Genomic DNA, 18,537 nt, shown 5'->3' on the forward strand with positions numbered 1-18,537 from the left:
TATATAGTCCAAATAAAAGTCCATGACAGCAAATGTATTGTTTGTTACATTATACACCATAAAGTCAGGAGAGCCGATTTGCACAACTGAGATGTACCCAAGCGATCGCACCCAATCAATCAACTCCGCTTCTTCAAAAATCCGTCTAGTCGTCAACTCCAAACCAGACAGCAACTCATCCACAATCAATGTATTATCCGTATAAACTTGACTCGAAGCATCGGGTAAAAAGCTTCTTATTAAAATAGCTTCTGGATCGATTACCCAAACTCGCGTCACACCCGCAGCCAAATAATCTTTCGCCTTCTCTTCAAATTCCTTCATCGTTCTCTCGGGAGAGATAATCTCAATCACCAGTTCAGGAATTGCGGGACAAGCTTCATTTCGCCGCCAACTTTTCGGCAGACGTTCATAAGAAATGTACGTTGTTAAATCGGGAACAGGTGCCAAATTTTACCCAGACGCTTTAACAATAATTGCCCATTCTGGAAGCACTCGCCCGTGTCCTCTACACCATACACGAATCAGGCGGCACAAAGCTCCCTGTAAACTCGAATGAAAAAATTTTGGAGACACTTTAGGAACTGCTTGACCATCTACAAACTCATAATATACATCTGGGTCGGGCAAAGCTAGAAATTCTGCTAAAGTGAGTTTGGTTCCGATGCCTACCATGACTCCCAGCCCGATCGCTAATTAATTGATATATAGCGGTTCTCAGAAAGATGAGGTACGTAGTTGGGCTTGGGCCCTCTTAGTTTAGTGGTTATATAAGCTGTCAGTCATACCTCATCTTTTTGATAAAAGCTATATCTCTTATACAAAATTTTCCAATTTTCCTAGTATCCAGATCCCCGACTTCTTTAAGAAGTCGGGGATCTAACAGCCCCAAAACATCGCAAACCCTTCATTTCAACCAAGCACGATGAGCCATCAAAGCTGAAAACGGCTGCACTCCCCGCAACTGATTCGACAGTGGCAAATGACCCCTAGGGGCGCTCAAATCCCAAATAAACTCTTGCGGATACCGCGTCCAATTATTTCCCTTCTTCCAGCCAATTAGCGGCCACAACTTATCCCAATTCTTGCCCGAACTCACCCAAATTTCCCGCTGCACCGAAAAGCCAAATTTGCCTTCGGAATGAACTTTCCACAGCGTATTAATTGTTTGCAAATCCGCCACCGGCAAACTCTCAACTTGCGTAAAATACAGCCACTTTCTCGCGGAAGCTGTTTCACCCGCCAATTCACAAAGCTTGTCTAAAGTCAAGCGATCGGCTTCTTGAAATTCCTGTAACGCCAATAATTGTTGCAGCGGAGTGTAATCAATGTTAGAGTCCGAGATCAGCGGCACAACCCCAGTCGGAAAATTCGCTTGCAAAAATGCCGTCGCTCTTTCTGAATTAGCGTTGTAAAGAATTTGGTAAGCCTTGCCCGTTACCGCAGTTGGCAATTCTGACTTGCGCTCTAATAAAAATTCCATCAATACATCCCAACCGGAATCTGCTATTTGTTGTTGCAGCAGTTGCAGTTGAGTTTTTTCCGAACCCGATCGTAACTGAGAGCGGAATTCGGCTGTATCGGCCGCCGAGTCTAATGGAGAAGTAGAAATCGAGTCAGTCATGACAAACAATCAGCTATCAGCTATCAGCTATCAGCGATAAGCTGAAGCCCTGGTTTTTCCCCATTGTACAATGGTACTGACTCCGATTCACTTCTCTGTTTTCAGATGCCCGCGCGCTGCGCTCGCTGCCAGCTAACCCCGCCGCCCGCACCGCCCTTGAGCCAATGGCAGCAATAGCAACTAAGCTTACCCTTTGAGTTTTACGATCGATGCCATGTAAAAGAGTTTTTCTTGAACCTAGTCGTCCACGATCGAAACCCATGCAGAGAAAGAAGGCGGAAAAAAGTTTATGTCATATTCCGAGTCTTCCCACTCTTTGACCCAAAGCGGTACAACGCCCGGGCGAGGAGTTGCAGCAAAGATGCGTTCTTTGGATTCGATCGTGTGAAATAGCTGCTTCAAAGTATCTCCCCGATCCAAAGCTTCGCTGAGGATGTCGTCCAAGTCAGGATCGACCCGCTTGACCCGATTTTTGTCCTCCTCAAGCCACAGAAGTTTCAAAGACTTCAGATCCCTCGGACTGAGGATGCTCTTGTAGTACACGCGCTTGAGGGTCGCTACGGGTTCCAATGAGCGTTCGATCCGGCGAATTTGCTGAACTCGCAGGTAGTGCCATTCCGCTAAACGCTTGCGTTCCGATGGCGCGAGGGTTTCCTTCCCCGTTGCGTGTTTGTAGTCGTAGTTAACCAAACTGCAAGCCATATTGGCCAGCAGGTGAATTAACTGTTTTTCTTTGGGTGTCGCCTGACGCCGTTCCTGGGTTCTTGTCAATACCCGCTGTCTGCGGGTAGTTTCGAGAGTATTTTCCATTGGGTTTTTACGAGATGAAATACGATTGTGCCAGATCCGAATCCCGAACATCAGAAGGTAAGGAAGTTGATAGGCGGGGAAACTCCACCGACAGACTCGCCTCACCTGTTTATTTTCCCATCCACCGTTCTCTGAAACTGACTCCAACCCCTGGGATTAGGTGGACTGATATTAGGATCGAGTTTTAACCGCCTCCCTTCGGAGGCGGTTACGACAACAAACACAACCACAACCACAAACGCTGAGAGCGAACCACTGAGAGCGCCAATTATTTCCTGCCTTTACCTGTCTTTACTTCTTCTTGCTCCCCATCCTCATTCGTTCCAGTGTAGTTGAAGTCGGGACGACTCTCCCAAGCCGTCAAACTCCTGGTTGATGAAGGTTGTGGGACGACAGCAGTTGCGCTGGCGCTGCCTGCCTGGAAAAAGCCGAAGCCCGCCGAGGCAATTACCCCTAATACTAAGATGCTGTTTTTCATGTTCGATGACCCTGATTTGCGTAGATTGACACTTTTTGGCTAACCCGATCTGTCAGAAATGGGTTGATGCAATAGCCCACTTGTCTTCTGATAAATCTGCCTGCCATAATCAATTCAGACAGGCACACCCGCTTGCGATCGGAAACGCCGGAAGTGACGTGTTACTAATGTCCACGATCATCCACCAACCCGAATCTTTTGGGTAGTGGAGCGAAAGCCATCAGGGCGTCGATCCATCAGGGAGTTATGCCATCAGGGTGCTAATCCATCGGGTAGTTAAGCCATCAGGGCGCATCTTCTACAACTAGCCACAGACTTAACTTTTATAGTTGAGCGAGTGGTTTGCCGGGCACTGACAACGCCTTTAAGAATTAAACTTTTTGTGGATTTATCCCAACAAGTTTGTCCTTAAGAATCCCCGCACTTGCGGAAGTCCGGGGAGTGTCAGCAGCGTGGAATTCCATGCAATCTAAGTCAACTAAAAAAACGCAGATTAACGATATCTCCCACTCAAGCAGTCCTCAGCAAAACGCTGGGGTTTTTTATTGGCAGTCTTTGCCGATCCTTGGCCTCCGGCAGAAGGCAGCCGGATCTGAAAGCAGAAGGTTGACAGCGCTGCGGTTATGAGTTTCCCTGGCAACATCATACCATCGGGTGAATTTTAAAGTAAAATTGTAAAATAATGTGAATTAAATGGCGTTTTGGCGTTTTCAATCCGATGGGTGAAAATTCATCTAATTATGTCAACGAGCGTAAAGAATCAATTGCCGGGGTACAATTGGGCCGATGGTAGGATTTGTGGCGAACGCTTGCAAAGATACGGTAAAGATTGACAAGAAGAAAGCTGAGCTAGTAGACAATAGAGAAAGAGGAACAAAAATTTTCCACCATAGTAAGCTGGCAATAATTGCAATTTGTAACCTTTCGATCGCACAGCATAGGGGCGCAACATCTTGATGAATTCCCAGATAGCAGAAATCAACTCAAGCTACCAATATCAAGTCGGAGGATATTTGCCTGCCGGTGCGCCCACCTATGTCAGGCGATCGGCTGACAGCGAACTCTACGAAGGACTCAAAGCCGGACAATTCTGCTACGTGTTGAGTTCGCCGCAAATGGGAAAGTCCAGCCTGCTAGTGCAAACAGCCAAAAGGTTGCAAGCAGAAGGTACAGTTTTTGCCGCCGTCAACTTGAGAAGCATCAGCAGCCCAGACATCTCCCCCCAAAAGTGGTATGCCGCGATCGTGTACCGGATGGCAAGCAGTTTACACATCACAAACAGGTTTGATGCCATCAAGTGGTGGAACGATCGCGAACTGCTGTCGCCGGTGCAGCGATTAGAGATATTTATCGAAAAAGTTTTGCTCAAGTCAATTCAGCAAAATCTGGTAATTTTCATAGATGACATTGACAGCATCAGCCGCCTAAATTTTAGTACCAGCGATTTTTTTGCTTTGATCCGGGCTTGTTACTCCAAGCGGGCAGAGCAACCGGAATACGATCGCCTGACTTTTGCTGTTGCAGGAGTAGCAGCCCCCTCAGAATCGATCCGAGATCGAAGCTGCAATCCTTTTAATATTGGACGGCAGATTCATTTAAGTCGATTCCAACTGCACCAAAGTTTGCCACTAGCAAAAGGATTAGCCCTGAAAGCTTTTCGCCCCCAAAAAGTGCTTCAAGAAATATTAGCTTGGACGGGCGGCCAACCGTTTCTCACTCACAAACTTTGCCACTTGGTACTTGAATACGGGCCTTTTATTGGCAGAAATTCCGAAGCTCAGCAGGTTGAAAAACTGGTCAAACACAGAATTATTAAAAATTGGGAAGAAGAAGACGACCCCCAACATTTGATACCCATACGCGATCGCATTTTCCACAGCCGCTGTGACCTCACCAAGCTGTTAACGCTCTACCAGCAAATTTTGCAACCGTCAAACCCTAAAAAACCGGGGGAATCGCAAGGAGTACCTGCCGATTACTCTCCCGAACAAATCGAATTGCAAATGTCAGGACTGGTTGTAAAATTTCAAGGTAAATTAATAGTTGGAAACCGAATTTATCAGTCAGTTTTTAATCGGTTTTGGGTGGAAAAAGAACTGGGAAAATTGGCTCCGTACCGTTTGGCGCTAGCAGCCTGGCTGGCTTCCGACCGCGAAGATGAATCGCAGTTATTGACCGGGGAAAGTTTGCAGTCAGCTTTGGATTGGGCGGCCAACAAAAAATTAAGCCAAGAACACTATTGGTTCTTGAATCCCGATCGAACTTTTGGGGAAACACCGACATTGGTTGTCGCACAAGTTGCAGACAGCAGCTTAGACACAGATGCAGACAGCAGTATCCTCACCCCGCCCTCAGAGACGGTTCCAACTGGCAGCAACGAACAGAGATTGTACGATCACATCGTCTCCTGCGTGGAAACAGAATCCCCCGCACAGGTGATCGAGCGGTTCCGAAAGCTATTTATCGACGGCATGGGCTATCCCGATCGAGAAATTGAAGCAACTTTGTACAGTATAGTCTCCGTCAAGCGATCGGATCGGCACTTTAAATATATTCTCCACCGCTGCTGTTACATCCCGATCAACCGCTGGCAATTGCAATCACAAAACCAGTTCGCGATCGCAAAGTTGGTAGCTTTATTTAAGCAGAGTTCTCCCCGATTCGGGACGGAATTTTACATAGTCAAGCGCTTGCAAGAACAAATAGCTTTCTTTACTAAAACTGAAGAATTCCAGACCCTAGAGCGCTTAGTAAAAGCCTTAGATAGACAGGCGGAACCGCAGAAACAAGATACTGATTCTCCTTTGGGCGAATTGATCTGTCGGTATCCTTATTTGTACGGCTATTCTCTGCTGAGCAAGGGCAGCATTGAGGAAGACCAACAAACCCTTCAAAAACTGGCATTTCAAAGACAGCGACAATTTGAAACACATTTGTCTCAATATTTAAATTATTTGGTTGAGCCGAGAAATACAGAAATAGGAATTGTGCAGCGGGCGGCTAATCCCACACTTTTGAACGATGCGGAACTGCACTTAGCGGTCAGGGAATTTGCCGGAAAAGTAACGGGCGATCGCAGCTACAAAGAAGCGGCTCAATTTTTCCTGAGAGATGCCAGACAAACTCCATCTTACGCCTCATTCAAAGTGGATTTATATGAATATTTAATATCCTCGGTTGAACCAGAATACGGCGGGCGTCAATTTAATGACCGTTTGTACAAGCAAATCAAAAATACATTGCGAGAAAATGACTCGGTGAAATTCAATAATCCATTGTTAGTTCGGACTTGCCACCAGTTGTTCAACTTCTTAGTAGTGGAAAATTCCCAACATCTCAGCCACTACGTTTTTTACGACTTGGTGTACAACCTCGGCGCCAGCCGGACAATGGGTTTACTGCTGAAACTTGTACTGCTTTCGGGCAAAGTTAAACCAGAGTTGGAAAACCGATTTTCTATTTTGTTCAATCACTATGAAGGCAAAGCTTCTAATGAAATTATGTGGTTTGTCAAATCATTGGAAAATTTCAATGTGGCTTTGGTTGTGAATTTTGGTAAGACGGATTTGTCTTTGGTTAAACAGCAGCTTATTTTGACTTGACAACAACAAAATCGATCGGGCTGCCTTATATAATGATAGTATTAACTCAAAAAAATTCAGGTAAAACACATGAAAGCCTTTGAAGTCACAGGAACGATCGACGAAAAAGGTCAATTATTGCTCGATCGACCTTTAACACTAGACACTCCGGGCCCCGTGCGGATCATCGTCCTCTTTCAGGAAGCGACAGATGAAGGTGAAGACGACCCCGACGATACTCCAGTTGAAGAAGTAAAAGCTAGTCTCAGAAGAGCATTGCAGCAAGCCAAAGCCGGACAAACCCGACCAATCTCTGAATTGTGGGAGAGAATCGATGCCGAATGAAGCCGAAGCAATCACGATCAGATTTGCGGATGACTTTGAAGCAAATTTGTATGCCCTCGCGAAAAGATATCGCAGTATCCGCAATGATGTCCAGCCCGTAATTGAACAAATACAGGCTGGCAATTTTATTGGCGATCGCATTCCCGGAATGGGCGAAAATTATATCATCTTAAAAGTCAGAGTGAAAAACAGCAACATCCAAAAAGGAAAAAGTGCAGGCTATCGCATGATTTATCAAGTCGAATCGCCGTCGATCGTACTTTTGTTAACCATTTACTCAAAATCCGATCGAACAGATATCAGCCTCAACTCCATCCTCCGCATCATCGCCGAGTTTGATGAAAACGAATAGCGGTGTATTATAAACTCTATGATCAGCTATCTCAAAGGCACAGTCGCCGATATCGCCAAAGGCACCAACCGCGTCATCTTGACCCTCGAAGTCAATCAAATCGGCTATGAAATCCAAATTTTGCCCCGCGTGACCGGTCAATTGCCCGCATCCGGCGAAGTCGCCCAAATTTTTACCCACCAGCAAGTTAAGGAAGACCAAATCGTATTGTACGGTTTTGGCAGCGCGGCAGAACGCGATTTGTTTCGGCAGTTGACGAGTGTCAGCGGTGTCGGTGCTCAACTGGCGATCGCACTTCTCGATACTTTAGGATTGCAAGATTTAGTCCAGGCGATCGTCGGCGGTAACACCCGCATCCTCGCCAAAACTCCGGGCGTCGGTACAAAAACCGCAGAACGTCTCGCCCTCGAACTCAAAAGCAAACTCTCCGAATGGCGCCAGCAAGCAGGTTTGACAACGCCCGTCGCCGCCGGAGTCCCCCCAGCTATTCAAGAAGAAGTCGAGATGATCCTGCTGGCGATGGGATACACTGGGGCTGAAGTCTTGCAAGCGCTGCAAACCCTCAGTCAAGACAGCACTTTGTCGGCCAAAGGTAATGCCGATGATTGGATACGCGAGGCGATCGCCTATTTGAGCCGATAATCGCCTACAACAAATAAACACCCAGGACGGGCGGGACGCCCATCCCACAATTTTTTTCCTGTGGGATGGGCGGGACGCCCGTCCTAAGTATGTTTGCAATTCAAGTCTATTCTGCTCAAAAAACAAACCAATCCCTGGCACAAATTTTATGCTTCACGCTTTCCCTGTGATATCATTGGAGATTGTGACATCGTACAAAAAAACATAAAATCAATTCATGCCACTTACACAACAGCGCAAACTAGAAATCATGGGCGATTACCAAACCCATGAAACCGATACCGGCTCAGCAGATGTCCAAGTCGCGATGCTGACCGATCGCATCACCAAACTCAGCGCCCACCTGAAAATCAACCAAAAAGACTTCGCCTCCCGGCGCGGTTTGATGATGATGATCAGCCGCCGCAAGCGCCTGCTAGCATACATCCAAAAGCAAAATGTCGATCGCTACAAAGCATTGATTGCCCGTCTAGGCATTCGTGGCTAAACACCAAAGCCAAAATTTGCGACAATATTCTTTAATCTTGGACAAACACCAAGACTTATTGAAAAATGTTCGAGATTTTAGGTTAGAGATAAAATATGTCCTCCGAACCACCCCGCAAGCGCTTGCCCTTTGAACCGGTAACAAATCGTAAAAAAACGCCTAAAAAGCCCCCAGAACCCCAAGCAAGCCTAGCCTTAGAGTCAGATTCTGCCGACAAGCAGCCCAAAGCTAACAAAACCGGAAAACAGGCGCAATCCATCCCAGAAGCAGTCAGCCAACGCATGATATCCCGCATAGCGGTATTCTGTGGCATACCGACCCTCCTGGGGATTTCCACATTTTTTGTCAGCTATTTGGTAGTCAGCAACGACTTGTTTGACCTGCCCAATACAGCAGTATTGCTGGTAAGCATGGGCTGTTTTGGTCTAGGGGTTCTGGGATTGAGTTACGGAGTCCTCTCGGCTTCCTGGGATGAAGAAGTTTCAGGAAGCACTCTGGGGTGGGAAGAATTTAATACCAATTTTGGACGGATGCAAGAAGCGTGGCGCGGCGCGAAGCCAAAAAGTTAGCGCGCTGAGTCTAAGAAACCGGGTTTCTCTGGGAATTGACGCATCTTCACGAGATTTTACGCAGAAACCCGGTTTCTGAACCGCCCCGCGCTGAGTCAAAAAAGTCCTTACTGCAAACAAGTCGATCGCCCTTATATCTATTTTTCTGATTCCATCCGTGGCATAATGCGTGTGTTAGCGCAACAAATCTAGCAAAAAAAAGGAAAAAATATGATTATTGTAGTCAGGAACCTCAGCTATCAAGGCATGAGGCTTGTAAGAGAAATCTAGCAAGCCATCCTGACCAGACCACCGCAACGCGATCGTTGGGTAAACGTTATTTGAGTCACGACACCGGGCGGATGCGTAGCTAGTCCCCCGCTCTGTCGCTTGTGATTAAACAGTTCTAAGGTCACTGGAACAGTGTTGCAAGCCTAAAAAGCTCTTGTAACAGGTCGAAGCTAACATTACCCCGTAAGGGAGGCACAACCCGTGCAAAACGCTATGTGTACAGGGTTGTCAAACTTGAGACGGTAACTGTCCCGTCGAAAGTACATTACAAAAGTACACCAAGTCCAGCAACCCCAAGGCAGTAGCGCTAAAACTGTAAAGCCGTCCTAAAAAGACGGGGTTTCTACCCATTTTTCTGATGATTATAGTAATGAAAGCCGGCACTCCAGAAGCCGAGATCGATCGACTAGACGAAGATCTCCGCACTAGCTGGGGTTTGATACCAGAAAAAATCGTCGGGCGTTACAAAACCGTCATGGGTTTGGTGGGCGACACCGTTGAGCTCGAACCGATGCAACTGCGCGAAATGAGCACCTGGATTGAAGAAGTGCTGCGCGTCGAAAAACCCTACAAGCGCGCTTCTCTGGAGTACCGCCAAGGAGAACCCAGCGAAGTAAAAGTTTCTACTCCTTTAGGAACTGTGACGATCGGCTTAAATCACCCGATCGCGATCGTAGCAGGCCCTTGCTCGGTCGAAAACGAAGAAATGATTGTTGAAACGGCAATGCGCGTCAAAGCTGCTGGAGCTCATTTTCTCCGTGGTGGCGCGTACAAACCGAGAACTTCCCCCTACGCTTTCCAAGGCCACGGCGAGAGTGCTTTGGGATTGCTAGCTGCGGCCCGGGAAGCTAGCGGTTTGGGAATTATCACAGAAGTTATGGATGCGGCCGATTTAAGTGCGATCGTAGAAGTAGCCGATGTAATCCAAGTCGGGGCGAGAAATATGCAGAATTTCTCACTTTTGAAGAAAGTCGGAGCTCAAGACAAACCTGTTTTGCTGAAGCGCGGCATCTCCGCCACCATTGAAGAATGGTTGATGGCTGCTGAGTATATCATGGCTTCTGGCAATCCGAACGTGATTTTGTGCGAGCGCGGAATTCGCGGGTATGACAGGCAATATACGCGGAATACGCTAGATTTGTCGGCGGTTCCAGTATTGCGGACTCTGACTCACTTACCGATTATGGTTGACCCCAGTCACGGCACCGGTTGGGCGCAGTTTGTACCGTCAATGGCGTTTGCTTCGATCGCCTCCGGTACAGATTCGCTGATGATTGAAGTGCACCCGAATCCGAAAAAAGCTTTGTCTGACGGGCCGCAATCTTTAACACCGGATCAGTTCGACAAGTTGATGGAAGAATTGGCAGTAATTGGTAAAGTCATGAAACGCTGGCCGCAACCTGTGCCAGTTTTGGCATAAAAACAGGCGAAAGGCCTAACCTAAAATGCGATCGCGGTTAAATCCCCGACTTCTTAAAGAAGTCGGGGATTTTGTTATTCTGTTTTTGGAAGATAGTCCGAGGGGCGATCGTACTTCTAGGAATGTTGGGAAATTTTGTATAATTGATATTTGAATTAATTAGCGAGAGGGCTGGGAGTCATGGTAGGCATCGGAACCAAACTCACTTTAGCAGAATTTCTAGCTTTGCCCGACGGAGATATATATTGTGAGTTTGTAGATGGTGAAGCAGTTCCTAAAGTGTCTCCAAAATTTTTTCATTCCAGTTTACAGGGAGCTTTGTGTCGCCTGATTCGTGTATGGTGTAAAGGAAGCGGGCGAGTGCTTCCAGAATGGGCAATTTTGTTAAAACGTCAGGATAAAGATTGGGCACCTGTTCCCGATTTGACCTATATTTCTTATGCGCGTCTGGCGAAAAGTTGGCGGCGAAATGAAGCTTGTCCCGCAATCCCTGAACTGGTGATTGAGATTATCTCTCCCGATAAAAATATGAAGGAATTTGAAGAGAAGGCGACAGATTATTTGGCGGCGGGCGTTCCGCGAGTTTGGGTTATAGATCCAGAATTGATTTTAATTAGAAGCTTTTTCCCTGATGGTTCTAGTCAAGTTTATACGGATAATATGGCGATTGTGGATGAGTTGCTGCCGGGTTTGGAGTTGACGACTATACAGATTTTTGAAGAAGCGGAATTGATTGATTGATTGATTGATTGAGGGCGATCGCAAACTGCACGAGCTAAAATGAGAGGTATAATTTATCGTATCTCAATGTTCTTAGACCATGACTGCTTTTAATGCTAAAAATCTAACTCTCAATGAAGTTATCCGCCTGCTAAAACTTCAGAAATTGCCCAACGGCTCATTCACTCCGTTATTATCCCTAGAACCTTTAACCGAATATGAACAACAGGAACTTATACAAACTTGTGAAGACTTTGATAGCTACCTGACAGATGGCAAGGTTTCTGAAGGCCAAGTGAAGTTAGTATCCGTTGGCCCGTTACTGCGGTTGGCAGGTTTTTATCGCTCTCCAATTAAGATGTTGTTGGAAGAAGGCATCGCCGATATTGCTATAGAAGATGAAGACACAACTATTACAGGGCGTTTCGATCTTTTGGCGATCGACAAAAATACACTAACAACGACAGGTGTAGCTTTCTGGATTTTAGTAATCGAAACAAAAAATAGTTCGATCGATGTATTAGCCGGCTTGCCTCAGTTACTCGCGTATGCTTATAAAAGTCTAGAGTATCAAACATCCGTCTGGGGGTTAGTGAGCAATGGAGCGCGCTATCAGTTCGCCTACATCCAGTCTGGAAATCCACCTACTTTTCAGTTGATGCCATTACTAAATTTAATGGATTGTGAACCTTCCATCGAGATTTTGCAAGTCCTTAAAGCTCTGTGCAAGTTGCAGAATACTCCGTTAGGTAACTGATACTAAATCTGGGTTTGATACCGCCTCGCTCGTTCGGCGATGGAAATCGCTACTACTGATTTTTGAAGAAGCGGAATTGATTGATTGATTGATTGATTGAGGGCGATCGTACTCTGTGCAAGATATCAGTGGTAGGGTGCGTGACAACGGGAAAACTTTAACTCGCGGCGGTGGGACTATTGACTGTCACGCAATGCGACAAAACCATAGTATCTACAAGGTACTATGGTTTTTTTGGGCTTACCCTCTAGTCATTGAGTTAGCCAGCACTTTGATTTAAGATTGTTTCAATTTGATTCTGTACTTGTTCAAGTTCCCGACGTTTGTCAGCCAGCCAAACCTTTTCGGCTTCGCATTCTGCTTGATTTTGGCGATCGCACTTTTCCTGCTGTTCTAATAAATTCTCCCACAGCGCGATCGCTTTTGACATCGCATCGCTATTGGCGTTAGTGCGATCGTTAAATACTGTAATAATTCTTTCTTGTACCTTCTCAAAAATAGACTCTGCCGATTCGCCAAATTTCTCAAAGCCTAATTCAACGACTTTTTGCTTAATCTGATCTTTAACAGCATCGCCATCTAAAAAACTAAAGCCAAAACCGCCACCAGCGCCAGCAGCTAAGCCACCTAAAATAACTCCTATAAAACCAAGTCCTGTAAAAAATAGCAACCCAGCACCTACTAATGCACCGAGACCCAAACCAACGCCTAAGCTTTCATCACTACCGATATTTGAGTTAATTGATGAAGCAATTCCCCTTCCACTTGCGCCCAATCCGCCTAAGCTACCTGCTGTTGCTAAGTTATTGAATTGAGCGACAAGGCTAGTGCTGAGTTGCTGGTCAAACTGTTTAAATTGTTGCCGTATTGCATCAATATCTTCACCGATTTGGCTGTCTAGCACTCCCATATTTTGTTTTAAAATTGACTGTACTTTTTGATTTCCCCAGTCATCAATTTCTTGGGTGATGTCTCGCACAAATTGATCGGCATAATCTTTAGTCAACTTGTCTTGACTCATGATGTGTCCGTGTTCGGAAGTCCAGCGATGACTTTTTGATCCCAAACGTTCTCCCAATCCTTCCGCCCATTCATGCCAAGATTCAATAGCTTCTTCTAAAGATTGCTCCATCAGTTCATTAGCTAAAAATCTAATTTTAACCTCGCGACCGCTTACTTCCGCCATTTGTTCAAATATTTTCTGCTTATCTCCTTGATCAACTGTCAATTTTCCCTCTAACATTTCCCGCCATTGATTCAATTCCTGACAACCAGTGCCAATAGTTTGCTTAATTCCGGCGGCGGACTGCTGAAGTGCGATCGCCCCCCGTTCAACAGTCAGAAATTTCTCAATCGAATCAGTAAAACCCTGAAAAGATTTTAGATAATCATCATTTTCATTTCCTTCTAAAATCGCCTCCAATGCAGATTGAGCAGAAATAAAATGAATCCGGTTTTCACCAGCAATTAAATTTTGACTTTTAACAATTGTTTCCACCCTTTTTCGTACCTGCTGGCGACTCTCTTCCCGCCGCAGCAAATCGAAAAAATTAACTACCATAAAAATATTACCCGCGCCTTCGTTATTACCATAATTGAGTTCTTTTTTCAAGTACAAAAGCAGTTCCCGCTCTTTCTCGGTTAAAGCGTTTTGAGCATGAGTTAAGAAAATAACGGCATCAGTTGTTTTGAGAACCTGTTGTGTGACTAATGTGCGTTCGGCTTGTTCGTTCAACCCAGGAGAATCAATAATTTCTACCCCATTGCGGCACAACTCTAAGTCGGGATGTTCAAAAACGATTTCGGCAATTTCCGACTTGGCAATTTCATCGGCATAAGAACCATAAGCCGCTTCTTCCGAAATCGAAGCTTTCTCTTGATATTGTGCAGGTGAAATTTCTTCCTCCCGTCCATCTTTGTAGCGACAAATAACCCGGCGCTGCGAACCATATTTCAAAATAGTCACATTACCGCTACAGGGAATATCGCGCACTGGTTGGATTTCCTCACCGAGTAAAGCATTGAGTAAAGTTGATTTGCCTTTACTAAATTCGCCGACAACAGCAACGCGAAAACATGGAGATTGCAATCTCTGAGATACTTTGGTTATTTCTTCTGCTAAAGTAGGAGATAGCACGTTGCGATCGCTTCCATCTTGCAGAGTTAAACATAGTTTTCCACAAACAGCATCCAGTTGTTGTCGGTACAGTTGAAATTTTTTCAACTCCTGGTACGACGAAACTGACTGCTTTTGAGTTGTTTTGTGTTTCGGTTTTGCTGGTAAATGTCCGATAATGTGACTGGCAGCACGGACAAACATAGAATCTAGAGATTGAAATTGTGCTGGATCGAGTAAGCTGTGCACTTCTGCTAAAGCTGCTGTATCTGCGATCGCCTGACTGCTAAAACTAGCCTCCAAAACAGTCAAATATCGCCCGTCGATTCCGAGTCGATCGGCAATGTTTTTCAAATACTGTTTTTCGCGATCGTCCATCGTTCCATCTGCCGCCGACATCTGATAGCCAAAACTAATTAGCAGCAGTTTTTCCACCTCAGAAAAACACGCTGTCAGCGCCAACAACACCGGAAATTTATTGTAAGCTTGATGTTGCGTCACGCTTTTAACCATTGGCAGTGCCAATTTTTGCAAACTGTTATTAGCAGGAATAAGTTCCCTCAAAGTTGTCGCCAGTTGCTGCTTTTCTTCAGCGCCAAAAGTACCGTCGGCATTAATGACTCCCAGCAACACCGTCACCAGCCCCGCCAGGAAAAGCACAGGCGGAGTAATATCCTCTTTTCGGAGTTTTTGCCCTGTCAGCAGCGAAACAAGCTCAACCGTTTGCGAACTAATTAGCGAAGTGTCCATTTGCAGGGCCTACTGATAATTTTTTTTTATTTAAACTATCATAATATATTAGTTATTCTGTGGTTTGCTACCAGGGTAAAAATTGATGATGAACTTTGTATTTCCCGCAGCGGTACAGGCTGCGATCGAGGCTGGCAAGTATGTACAAGTGTTTACATCTGCTGGAGTGCCGATCGGCATGGCGAGGGATGAAGCGACGGGACAGTTTGTGGCCCACGCCGTTGGGGCGGCCCTCAACAACAGCCCGCTATCGCCGTTAGTGTCGCCCTTGCAGTTTGCGATGCAAGGCTTGCAGATGCAGCAAATGCAAATGGGCTTTCAAGGCATCCAAGCCACTTTGGGGGTGCTGCAAGCGACAACAGCCGTCATTGGCGTGGGAACTGTGGCTGGGGTAGCCTTGTCAGCGGTGAATTTGCACCAGACATTGAAACTCAAAAAAGCTGTAGAAAGGCTGGATGTTAAAGTAGAAAACGGTTTCATCAATTTAGAACAACTTTTAAAATACCAAGGCGCGGAAATTAAGCAACAAATTTCGGAAGTTGTCGAAAAGATGACATTTGAGAATCATCGCCTAGTTTTAGTGCGGGCTTACGGGTTGTTTACCCAAGCAATTCAACGAATGCGATCGGCTTTGCAACTCCAAGATATCAACCGCCGCAATGCTGAAATTGATGCAGCGCGGGGGATGTTGTTTGAGGCTTTAGCAGATTACAGAAATCCGCATTTATTGGCAGAAACTTGTGCGGCGGGACAGTTGCGGCGGTTAGAGTGCAGTTGGGCGATCGAGCAAAGTATTATTGGCACGTATCAGGTGCAGAATGAATTTGGTGCTGCGGGCGATCGGCTTTCTCAACTTCAACAACAAATCCGTCAAGATGGCCTCGGTATTATACAATGCTGTGGCTCCGATGAAGAGCTTGACTTTCTCTTTCCTGAAATCACGCGAATTCACAATCACGATTTAGCCGCCTTAGACATTTGGCTCGATCGGATTGAATGGACTAAAGCTTTGCCGCCAAGTGAATTAAAGCAGTTGCAGAGTGCTGATTTGAGCCAATCAAACTTGACTGTTGTTGAGGAGAAAAAATCAGCCACAACAGCTTTAGCAATACCAGATGAACAGTTATTTTATGAGAAGTTGAGGCCGAAGTCTCATTTTTATGCGCTTCGCACTCAACTGGAATTTATGCTGGAACCGCAGCAGCGTCCAGAGTATGAAAATTATATCATTAAGCAAGGGGAAATAGCGGGTCATAAAAGTTTAGTATCGTCGAACTTGGAAAAAGCCTCGGATTTGGCTGTTGCTAATCTATTTTACTATTTCAAAGTCCGGGATAAATCGGAAGAGGAATTAGAATCTAATTCTGATGAAACTACAACTGATACTGCTACCATTGTGGCGGAATCTTCCGCAAGCGATCGTGTCAAGCAGAAAAATCCTGAAACAACAGAAGCCTCGCTTGAAGAGGATTCGCAAGCTATGAAAGAATTTGGATTGACTCCTGAACAGACCAGAATCATGTTCAGCTATCAATACCACTTGGTGCAAGCTGATAGTGACCATGAATCAGATTACGTTAAAAAAAGCCTTAAGCAAGAGTGGTTACGCAAGTGGGAAAAGTCAACCACTCTTTTTTTGAAAAGCCAAATTGCACCTGACACTTCACGTAACAGTTCATTTAAATTAATTACTGATTTTGAATCACTCAAAAATTCGGTAAAATCCCACCTCATCTCTCCTGTAAATCAATTGACTTGGTATCTAATTTTATTAGAAGTAACATTGTTTCAACCCTATTACCCATTAGGCGATAGTCGCGATGAAGAATTCAAAGATTTAAAAATTGAAAATGAACTCACCGCAAAGCTCAGGTATTTTGCTACACAACTAGACATAGATCCAGATTGTGTTCTCCGCTTTAAGTCCAACTACAAAGAAGCCATCAAAGGAATTAAAGGCGGCATAAATCCTTGGTTACTTGGTACAGTCGGAGCCGTTGTGTTAGGAGTAGTAGGTATATTTGCTACACCATTAGTAGTAGGTTTACTTGCACCGATACTAGCACCGGGTTTATCAGGTGCAGCAGCAGTATCCGCCGTTTTAGCCGCACTTGGAGGAGGTGCGATCGCCGCTGGTGGCATGGGAATGGCTGGCGGAATGGCCGTAATTGTTGCTGGCGGTTCAATTCTCGGTGCTAGTGCGGGAGTTGGTGTTGGCGCTTTATTCAGTCAATCTCCCGACACCGCTTTAATCCAAGCAGCCAAGTTAGAAGTCGTGATGCGCGAGATTGTTGTCATTCAAAAAGACATCAGCAAGGCTCAAGAAATCCTCAAACAACAGCGCCTCGCCATACGCTCCCTTGAGGACAAACTTGACGAGCTACTTCTTAACCAGCAAAAAAATCAGAAAGAAATCGAAAATCTCAAAAGAGCGATCGAGTATTTGAAGAAAGCACTCGAAAGAAATCAAGGCTTAATGTAATACCTACTCAGCAGAGCGATCGGTGTAAGGACACGGCAAAAGCCCGTGTCCCTACCAAAAATTGTACGAACCATGTCCTTCTTATTCCAACAATAATCACATAAAATGAAGTCTAAATCAGTTACGCAAATCAGCGGTCTTCCCGGTCAATTAGTCGGTGCAGTTCCACTCCGAACCAGCGGTACAGGAACTATTAAAATAGTTGGGGACACTTTACAAGGAAATTTTACTTCATTTTTTGGCTTAGAAATCAAAGAAATTGTCATTCCCATTCAAAATGTTAAAGCAGTTGAAATTGGCGAAGGCTGTACTTGGTGGCTGCTCGGACTCGGAATTTTGACACTGGGGTTCTTCTTTATTGGTATTATTTTCATTGTGTTGGCTTTTGTGGTAAAACAGCGTTATATTGCCATTTACACGAGTAGAAATAATTTCATTCTGTTTTGTACAAAAAGTGATAAAGTTAACCAGTTTCGGGACGAAATTATAGAAGCTTGTCGTCCTAAACCGAGCTATATTCCCCGAATTTCTCAGTCTCCACCCGCACCACCTTCTTTAGCCAAAGTGATTGACACTTAGTTAAATTTAACAGGGAGATCGCTATTTGTGCGAAAGTGCGATCGAATGTAATGTTGTGCGATCGTTACTTTGATTTAGGAAAGCACAAAGCGCGGAATGTAAACAACCTAAATTATACCAATTATCAAAAATATTGCTAATACAGAAATTAGAGTAAGCTGTCGCGCATTTAAATTGCATATTCGGGGCGGGCTAGAAGCCCAAGCCCTACTCCCCACAAGAGTTTGATTTTTTTTTGACAGCCAATTTAAATGCAGAACAGCTTATATCATCTCTAGGGAAACGGCACTGCCGTGTCCGGCGGGAGAGTTATGCAAATGACGGATAATTTCTATAGAATTAATCACAGCAAGACTTTTTAAAATTGGTATTAGTCCCAGTCAATAGATGAACAGGACAAAAGTGGTAATAAGTGCGATCGCCCAAACAAACAAAACCCCAATCTGTAAGTCAGATAGGGGCTTTGCTTTTAATAAAATCCCAGGCATCGAGCTATTTTCTCAGGCAGTGACCCGCCAAATATCTTCGCCACCGCAGAGTTTAACAACCGAGTTC

The 18,537-nt window shown here is 45.2% G+C and carries 15 protein-coding genes and 1 pseudogene; 11 read left to right on the forward strand and 5 right to left on the reverse strand.

Annotated features, from left to right (window positions below):
* The 4 genes and pseudogenes from QUB70_RS26560 to QUB70_RS26575 form a co-directional block, all read right to left on the reverse strand.
* Positions 1 to 675, reverse strand: a pseudogene (locus QUB70_RS26560) (Uma2 family endonuclease); the annotation flags it as partial.
* Positions 676 to 907: 232 nt separating this feature from the next.
* Positions 908 to 1,624, reverse strand: a complete 717-nt coding sequence (locus QUB70_RS26565; RefSeq protein WP_332984478.1) for a GUN4 N-terminal ARM-like repeat domain-containing protein — start codon at positions 1,622 to 1,624, stop codon at positions 908 to 910.
* Positions 1,625 to 1,861: 237 nt separating this feature from the next.
* Positions 1,862 to 2,434: a hypothetical protein gene (locus QUB70_RS26570; protein WP_332984479.1), complete on the reverse strand. Its 573-nt coding sequence runs from the start codon at positions 2,432 to 2,434 to the stop codon at positions 1,862 to 1,864.
* 268 nt (positions 2,435 to 2,702) lie between these two features.
* A complete protein-coding gene (locus QUB70_RS26575) occupies positions 2,703 to 2,912 on the reverse strand; it encodes a hypothetical protein (protein WP_332984480.1) in 210 nt (69 codons plus the stop codon).
* 956 nt (positions 2,913 to 3,868) lie between these two features.
* Between QUB70_RS26575 and QUB70_RS26580 the strand changes: the two genes are divergently transcribed.
* From QUB70_RS26580 to QUB70_RS26620, 9 genes are all read left to right on the forward strand, one after another.
* Positions 3,869 to 6,514: an AAA-like domain-containing protein gene (locus QUB70_RS26580; protein ID WP_332984481.1), complete on the forward strand. Its 2,646-nt coding sequence runs from the start codon at positions 3,869 to 3,871 to the stop codon at positions 6,512 to 6,514.
* 69 nt (positions 6,515 to 6,583) lie between these two features.
* Positions 6,584 to 6,838, forward strand: a complete 255-nt coding sequence (locus tag QUB70_RS26585) for a type II toxin-antitoxin system RelN family antitoxin (protein WP_332984482.1) — start codon at positions 6,584 to 6,586, stop codon at positions 6,836 to 6,838.
* Entirely contained in the window at positions 6,828 to 7,190 is a 363-nt protein-coding gene (locus QUB70_RS26590; RefSeq protein ID WP_332984483.1) for a type II toxin-antitoxin system RelE/ParE family toxin, read from the forward strand. The genes QUB70_RS26585 and QUB70_RS26590 overlap by 11 nt, the downstream gene beginning before the upstream one ends.
* An 18-nt stretch (positions 7,191 to 7,208) precedes the next feature.
* Positions 7,209 to 7,832, forward strand: a complete 624-nt coding sequence (gene ruvA, locus QUB70_RS26595; RefSeq protein WP_332984485.1) for a Holliday junction branch migration protein RuvA — start codon at positions 7,209 to 7,211, stop codon at positions 7,830 to 7,832.
* A gap of 217 nt (positions 7,833 to 8,049) precedes the next feature.
* Positions 8,050 to 8,319, forward strand: a complete 270-nt coding sequence (gene rpsO, locus QUB70_RS26600; RefSeq protein ID WP_332984486.1) for a 30S ribosomal protein S15 — start codon at positions 8,050 to 8,052, stop codon at positions 8,317 to 8,319.
* Between the two features lie 95 nt (positions 8,320 to 8,414).
* Positions 8,415 to 8,888, forward strand: coding sequence for a PAM68 family protein (locus tag QUB70_RS26605; RefSeq protein WP_332984487.1), 474 nt, complete (start codon positions 8,415 to 8,417; stop codon positions 8,886 to 8,888).
* Between the two features lie 628 nt (positions 8,889 to 9,516).
* The gene (aroF, locus tag QUB70_RS26610) at positions 9,517 to 10,578 is read left to right on the forward strand and encodes a 3-deoxy-7-phosphoheptulonate synthase (RefSeq protein WP_332984488.1); all 1,062 of its coding nucleotides are present in this window, start codon (positions 9,517 to 9,519) and stop codon (positions 10,576 to 10,578) included.
* A gap of 180 nt (positions 10,579 to 10,758) precedes the next feature.
* Positions 10,759 to 11,319: a Uma2 family endonuclease gene (locus QUB70_RS26615; protein WP_332984489.1), complete on the forward strand. Its 561-nt coding sequence runs from the start codon at positions 10,759 to 10,761 to the stop codon at positions 11,317 to 11,319.
* A 79-nt stretch (positions 11,320 to 11,398) separates the two neighbouring features.
* On the forward strand, positions 11,399 to 12,055 hold the full coding sequence (locus QUB70_RS26620) for a restriction endonuclease subunit R (protein WP_332984490.1): 657 nt from the start codon (positions 11,399 to 11,401) through the stop codon (positions 12,053 to 12,055).
* Between the two features lie 259 nt (positions 12,056 to 12,314).
* Here the strand turns inward: QUB70_RS26620 and QUB70_RS26625 are convergent, their stop codons facing one another.
* Positions 12,315 to 14,921, reverse strand: coding sequence for a dynamin family protein (locus QUB70_RS26625; protein WP_332984491.1), 2,607 nt, complete (start codon positions 14,919 to 14,921; stop codon positions 12,315 to 12,317).
* 85 nt (positions 14,922 to 15,006) lie between these two features.
* Here QUB70_RS26625 and QUB70_RS26630 point away from each other — a divergent pair, with 85 nt between their 5' ends.
* The gene (locus QUB70_RS26630; RefSeq protein WP_332984492.1) at positions 15,007 to 17,403 is read left to right on the forward strand and encodes a hypothetical protein; all 2,397 of its coding nucleotides are present in this window, start codon (positions 15,007 to 15,009) and stop codon (positions 17,401 to 17,403) included.
* Between the two features lie 105 nt (positions 17,404 to 17,508).
* Entirely contained in the window at positions 17,509 to 17,982 is a 474-nt protein-coding gene (locus QUB70_RS26635) for a hypothetical protein (protein ID WP_332984494.1), read from the forward strand.
* Positions 17,983 to 18,537: the final 555 nt, after the last annotated feature.

Source organism: Microcoleus sp. A003_D6 (assembly GCF_036702825.1).
Lineage (GTDB): Bacteria > Cyanobacteriota > Cyanobacteriia > Cyanobacteriales > Microcoleaceae > Microcoleus.